This window comes from Enterovibrio norvegicus, assembly GCF_002876705.1.
Lineage (GTDB): Bacteria > Pseudomonadota > Gammaproteobacteria > Enterobacterales > Vibrionaceae > Enterovibrio > Enterovibrio norvegicus_B.
This window is the reverse complement of sequence record NZ_MDAG01000057.1, coordinates 765,662-772,457: the sequence shown is the minus strand read 5'-3', so window position 1 is coordinate 772,457 and position 6,796 is coordinate 765,662. Positions and strand designations below refer to the sequence as shown.

Genomic DNA, 6,796 nt, shown 5'->3' with positions numbered 1-6,796 from the left:
GTGCCGTCGTTGTCATCGTCTTCATCGTTCGGGTTGGAGATACCATCACCGTCCGAGTCTTCGGCACGATCGTCAACCCCGTTACCATTCACATCGCTACCCCCTTCGCCATCTTGAAGGTTGAGCATGCCGTCACCGTTAGTGTCGAAGGCTGCGAAGTGGTAACCGTGCATGTCGAAGGCGGTGCCGTCATTTTCAGCATTCTGGCTTTCGAGATCGAGGAAGTCTGGAATGCCGTCATTGTCTGAATCAGGGGCGGGATCGACAGAGCCTTGGAGATCAATGCTATCAACCGTCAGGCTACCATCACTGTCTGCTAAGCCTGCTTCGATCACATCCGGAATGGTGTCGTTATCACTATCAAGATCGACATCGTTAGCGTAAGCATCGCCATCCGCATTGGCAGAGAAACCTGCGCCAGAAAGCGGGGTGATTTGCAGTTCACTCAATCGAATAGCGCCGCTGTAGAAGCTAGAGTCCACATAGAAATCTGGTGTGTCGCTGCTGTAAGTCACTTCGCGAACAACCGTGTCATTGCGACGATAGGTAATCGTCCCTTCTGCGACGTCGATGGATAACGTATCACCCACCGCAATGGTGCCAAATGTACCGCGTGAAGTGCCGCTCTCATAGATGCGCAAAGAACCGCCAACGAGATAGAAGGCGTAATCAATGTCGGTATAACTTGCAGAGCTTTCAACATTGCCAAGCCCGATCATGTTGTAGGTGCCGAGTGCATCAATATTAAAGCTAAATTGGTAGTTGTCGCTAAAACCATACGTGGAGATTCGGGCAGAGTTAGCTTGATAACCCCACGAACCGCCATTGGCAGAAAGCACATCGTCAGCAAATGTTGCGTTACCTGTTAACACAGGCCAATCCGTAATATCTGCTTGTGTACGAGATTCTAATTCATCGGCAAGGCCATCGTTATCACGGTCGATATCTCCGTTATCACCGACGCCATCGCCATCAGAATCGGTTGTTTCGTTTGGATCATTCGGGAAGGTGTCTGTGTTATCGCCAACGCCATCGCCGTCAGAATCCGTGGTTTCTGTCGCGTCGAGCGGGAAGGCATCGTTAGCATCTTCAACGCCGTCATCATCGTCGTCGTTGTCAGTGTTGTTGCCTACACCATCACCGTCAGTATCGTACTGTTCTGATGGGTCAAGTGGACGCCAGTCATCGGCATCGGAAACACCGTCGCCATCATCATCGGTATCTGTGTTGTTGCCGATGCCATCACCGTCAGTGTCGACGGTTTCATTGGGGTCTTTCGGGAACGCATCGTCAACGTCGAGTACACCGTCGTTGTCGTCATCGGTATCCACATCATCGAGAATGCCATCACCGTCGGTATCGACAATCACAGACTCAACCAGGGTTTTCATGTCTACGATTGCGCCAGAACGCGTTAATCCTTGCCATGCGGCAACAGGTCGCGCGGTGCTCATCACGAGGTTTTTGATTTCTCGGAACGTCATGGACGGATCCATGGACCATGCAAGTGCGATGACACCCGTCATCACGGGTGTCGCTTGAGATGTCCCACTAAATCCTGAATAGCCACCGCTCGAATTGACCGTGTTGAATTCTGTTGGCGCGGCAATATCAACACTGACGGCACCATAGTTTGAATAGCTAATTCGGCCTTCGCTTCGGTTAGATGCAGCGATGCTCAGAATGTTGTCGTTATCATATGACGCGGGATAAACAGGGCTGGAATCAATGTTGGAATTGAAGTTGTGTGATGCGATAACCATCAGGTGATTATCATCTTCGATGTCAGTGATGACGTCTTTGAACGCTTGGCTATATGAACCACGGATACCCCAACTATGGTTCGAAATTTTCGATCCTTTGTCAGTGGCATAAACGAGCGAGGCCATCGCATCTGACACCGCCGCCGCAAAACTTAGCGGGCCACCCGTGTCCATTAGCTGACAGGTCCACGCACTGCCGACGTAACCAATATTGTTGTCACCGCGGCCACATATGGTTCCTGCTACGGGTGTACCGTGCCCGCCGAATACGCGATTGGTCCGGCCATTAATGTCATCGACAATGCCATTGTTATCATCATCAACGCCATTGCCGGCTATTTCATCTGGGTTTATCCAGAAGTTGCCTTGCAAGTCTTCATGGCTACGCAGTATCCCTTGGTCATAAACGGCGATAGGGCCAATGGCAGATGCATCTGTGATGGTGTCCCATGCGTCATAGGCGCGAATCTGATTGAGCCACCATGCCGTGCCATTGCTGATCCCATCGTTGGATTCGTTTGGAGCCAGAGCCCACTCAATCAGGTAGTCAGGCTCTGCATACGCCACGGCTGGGTGGGCGTTGACGCTTTCAAGCGCTTCGCCGAATGCCATGTCGTTGGGGATGGTGTAGATGTGCACTCGCCCTTGAGGGTCTGACGCATCCACGGGACGAGCATGGGTCAGGCCAATATCGAGCAGCGCGGTTTCACTCACTGCATCGTCGTTGATCCTCACCGTTAACACATCAGGAGCGTGGTCAGATTCCACCATGCGTGCAAATGTGGGTAGCAAAAGTGGGTCGCGATTCTTTTCAAGTTGGTAACGCTCAAACTTTACCCAGCCAGGGGTTCTTGCTTGAGCGAGGTGATCTTGAACTTGCTGACGCCAATAGGGGCTGTCTGGGTGTTTCTCGATGGAGGTTTGTAACCAAAGGCGCTCTGGATCATTAGGTACTTGAATGCCCTTTCCCGCAAGGGTATTTGAAAAGGCGAGAGCGGGTTTGGGAATGGCGGGCACATTCTTGTATGGGGCAGCAGACGGCGAGAATTCCCCTTTTTTTGATGCGTTTTCTGTGTGAGGTGATGCATTGAAACGTTCATCAACAAAGCCGAACACCGCGACACCACAAACAGCGATAACTCCCAGGGAGTAGAGGGCTGATCGTGGGGTTGGGCGGCGAAATGTATTCTTTCTGTGGTGATTATCATTTTTTGATGCAGGCACTGGCTAACCCTTCTTTATGATAAGCACGACATATCGCGAACCTCTCCATGGTGAGAAGAGGAGAGGCGCGAAAACGTGGCGTGCTAGATACCTATTGCAAAACAACGTAGTGCTTAAATGTTATTAATATGTAAAAAGCGTAACCGAAGGCTTTGAGGAAAATTTGTAACAGTTTTACGACGATAATTATTCTTTCTATCGCTAATGAACGAATTGTCGATCATCGATTAAAAGCCATGATTTAATTGTGGTTTATTTCATTGGGGGGCGAAGAAGGGAGTGCACACGAGCGTTTTCATCCGAAACCCGCGGTTTCTCGACCTTTTCCGTGTTTTCTCTCGAAGAGAATCTGTGAGCAATGTAAACTTCAACTCAGATTGAACTCCAAACATTGAGGCAGGAAATGCAAGCGAACACGGCTTATGTAAAAACACTTCAAGACGTCTTTGGTTTCGAAGGATTGCGCGGTGGTCAGCAGCAAGTTGTCGAGAATGTGCTTGCGGGGCATTCTTCTGCGGCAATCTTTCCAACAGGTTCGGGCAAGTCGCTTTGTTATCAACTTCCCGCTTTGCACCTTCCTCATCTCACGTTGGTCATTTCCCCCTTGCTTGCGCTGATGAAAGACCAATTGGATTTCTTGCGGGGTAAAGGCATTGCAGCGGCCTCGATAGATTCTTCGCTGACATACGATGAATCGCGTGAAGTGATGCGCTCAGTAAAGGCGGGTGAAACTAAAATTCTCATGATTTCGGTAGAGCGTTTGAAAAACGAACGCTTTCGTCAGTTCATCTCTTCAGTGCCGATTTCTCTTCTGGTGGTTGATGAGGCGCACTGTATTTCTGAGTGGGGACATAACTTCCGTCCGGATTACCTCAAGCTACCCGCATACCGAACGCAATTAAACATTCCGCAAGTGTTGTTGTTAACCGCGACCGCAACACCGCAAGTCATTGACGACATGCAGAGTAAATTTGGCATTGCTCAAGACGATGTGGTGGTGACAGGGTTTTATCGACAAAATCTCGATCTTAATGTGCTCCCGTGCAAAGAAGACGAAAAGTCAGCGGCACTTGTACACCTGATTCAAACAGCCCCCGCTTCTCAACCGACCATTGTTTACGTCACGTTGCAACAGACCGCGGAGAGTGTGGCGGCAATGTTAAGTGCAAATGGTGTGGTTGCTAAGGCCTATCACGCAGGTATGGCGAGTGAAGATCGCCAGCGTATTCAAAATGGTTTTATGCGCGGTGACATTAACTGCATTGTTGCAACGATTGCTTTTGGTATGGGCGTGGACAAGGCCGATATTCGTGCGGTTATTCACTACGATTTACCAAAATCGATTGAGAATTACAGTCAGGAAATTGGGCGGGCAGGGCGTGATGGTCAAGCGTCAGTGTGCTCTGTACTGGCAAACCGAGAATCGGTGAGTGTGTTGGAGAACTTCGTTTACGGCGACACGCCGGATATCAGCTCAATTCGCGCGGTGATTGAAGACATTGGTTCAACCCCAGATGGAAGCAATTGGGAAGTGATGCTTAATCGCTTGTCTCGTGAAACAAATATCCGACAATTGCCACTGAAAACCCTGTTGGTATATTTAGAACTTGCTGGCGTTATTGAACCTCAATTCAGTTATTTCGCCGATTATCGCTTCAAAATGCTGACATCCATAGACCAAGTAATGAGTCATTTTGACGGTGAAAGAAAGCAATTTGTCGACGCGGTTTTTCATTCATCGCCTAAGTCGCGCACTTGGCATACTGTCGACTTTGAGGCCTTGTGGCAGGGTTATCATGCTGACAGAAAGCGTGCAGTCACCGCATTGGACTATTTTGCCGATAAAGGCTGGATAGAACTGGAAAGCAAACAAATGACGGATGTTTTCCGCGTCATCGAGAATGATGCCTGCCGAGGTGAAAACGCCACGCAGTTGAGCCACAGTGTTCATCAACTGTTTCTATCTAAAGAAGAAACTGAAATTAATCGTGTTCATGCGATGCTTTCTTTGTTTGAAACTGATACGTGCCTGAGTCACCGTCTGGCGCATTACTTTGCTGATGAACAAGCGCCTGTACAATGTGGTCACTGTTCAGTATGCCGAGGCAGTGTGTCGTTGTTGCCAAAAGCCGATGACTTATCAGACGTGAGTCGTGAACAACTGCACTTATGGTGCCAACCATTGATTGATGCGGCCGTAAAAGAAGGGTTGGTCGTCACACCCGAAGCCCTCGCACGATACTTGTGTGGCATCGCGACTCCGTTAACGGGACGCTTGCGTGCAGGGAAGATGATCGGTTTTGCAAAGATGGCGCAGTATCCGTTTGCATCAATAAAATCACAATGTGTAGCGCTTCAAGCTTAATCCTATCGCGTCTCAAACCACCGTGTCCAGAATGCTCATTTCGATGAAATGAGCATTTTTACTGTGTACCATTCCTTTATATATTAATGACCAAAAATTCATCGCTTTAACAATTTTTATTTTCATCATTTAATAAAGTGTAGATATGATTATAAATGCGCACCTTCTTTTTTATGATAAAAGTACCAATATTAATAAATGAGATCTGAGTGTGTTTTTATTATTTTTTATCGGAATATATTTATTTTGTTCAACCGCACTTCTAAATTAAAAAATGAAGTAAATTTTATGATTGAAAGGTGGAAGCAATGAATAAACTATTAACGTGTGTGACACTGTTTTTTACGATGGTTATATCTCATGCTGCGTATGCAAAACCCAATAATAACCTGGAGTTTTTTACATCAGAATCTGTTTTTCCTAAGTCGCTTAATCTGCCGTTTGCAGAAGCCGTTAGAGCGGGAGATCAGGTTTACCTCACGGGGCAGATTGGTAATATCCCTGGTACTTTAACCTTGGTAGAAGGCGGGATTGAAGCTGAGGCTAAACAGGTGCTTAACAACGTGAAATCGGTACTGGAAGCGAATGGGCTCTCAATGAAAGATGTTGCTAAATGTACTGTGATGATGGCTGACATTTCTGAGTGGAGTACCTTTAACGGTATATATAAAACGTTCTTTGATGGGCAGTATCCTGCTCGAAGTGCATTTGGTGCAAATGGACTTGCATTAGGCGCAAGAGTTGAAGTTGAATGTTTCGCTATTGCACCATAATAATATAGTTACTTACGTATATTTACCTATGTTTAATTTTACGTACGTATATTTTATATACCCATTTAATACTTGATTAAATAACTACGTATTTATACTGAGTGGTAATTTTATTAAAGAGCGGAAAAGCTTATGTATAGCCTTTTCGCTCTTTTTTGTTTGAAGTCGACAATCAGTAGTTTTTACTATTAATGGTCAGGCGAATATACCAGTAATAATAACGGATATTTTTTGGCATAAACGTCATCATAAGAAGCGAGCCGATTATGTGCTTTATGCGGTGTTGTTCTGCGTGGATGAGCTCTCCGAGTGACATGCTCACACTGAAAACTTTGACAGGGACTTTAATGCTTTGATGTGCACACAACTGTGGTTAGGGAAATCCAAGCCTTCAATAACAGCAGGGAAAAGGAGCGAGTTGGGCTTACGGGATGTTTCCGCATTTTCCTTGAACTACTTCTATAGCGTCACACATCTCAGGGGATCCCTACTGATCTGTCAGTGACAAAGCGTTTTGTCCATACACTTTTCAGCCGTTCAGAAATGGCACAATGCGCAGTAAGGGCATAAATAGTTTGCGTAGCGCCACGCTTTCCTCAACATTCCGCAGCAAAACATGCCCACCTTTGATTTTAAAGCTGCAAAGCTTGGCGGGACTTTTTGCTCGCTGC

Annotated in this window: 3 protein-coding genes; 2 read left to right on the top strand and 1 reads right to left on the bottom strand. The window is 47.0% G+C overall.

The genetic code is table 11. The features are described 5' to 3' along the window. The coding region (locus BCT27_RS22720) for a S8 family serine peptidase (RefSeq protein WP_157939246.1) at positions 1–2,987 on the bottom strand (2,987 nt) is incomplete at its 3' end. 403 nt (positions 2,988–3,390) lie between these two features. Between BCT27_RS22720 and BCT27_RS22715 the strand changes: the two genes are divergently transcribed. Both BCT27_RS22715 and BCT27_RS22710 read left to right on the top strand, forming a co-directional pair. After that, entirely contained in the window at positions 3,391–5,352 is a 1,962-nt protein-coding gene (locus tag BCT27_RS22715) for a RecQ family ATP-dependent DNA helicase (RefSeq protein WP_102396852.1), read from the top strand. 308 nt (positions 5,353–5,660) lie between these two features. Then, positions 5,661–6,125: a RidA family protein gene (locus tag BCT27_RS22710; RefSeq protein ID WP_102318770.1), complete on the top strand. Its 465-nt coding sequence runs from the start codon at positions 5,661–5,663 to the stop codon at positions 6,123–6,125. The last annotated feature ends 671 nt before the right edge of the window (positions 6,126–6,796 follow it).

What these genes read in the sequence shown, in the direction of transcription:
- BCT27_RS22715 (WP_102396852.1), top strand. Translation starts at nt 3,391, where the DNA reads ATGCAAGCGAACACGGCTTATGTAAAAACACTTCAAGACGTCTTTGGT.
- BCT27_RS22710 (WP_102318770.1), top strand. Translation starts at nt 5,661, where the DNA reads ATGAATAAACTATTAACGTGTGTGACACTGTTTTTTACGATGGTTATA.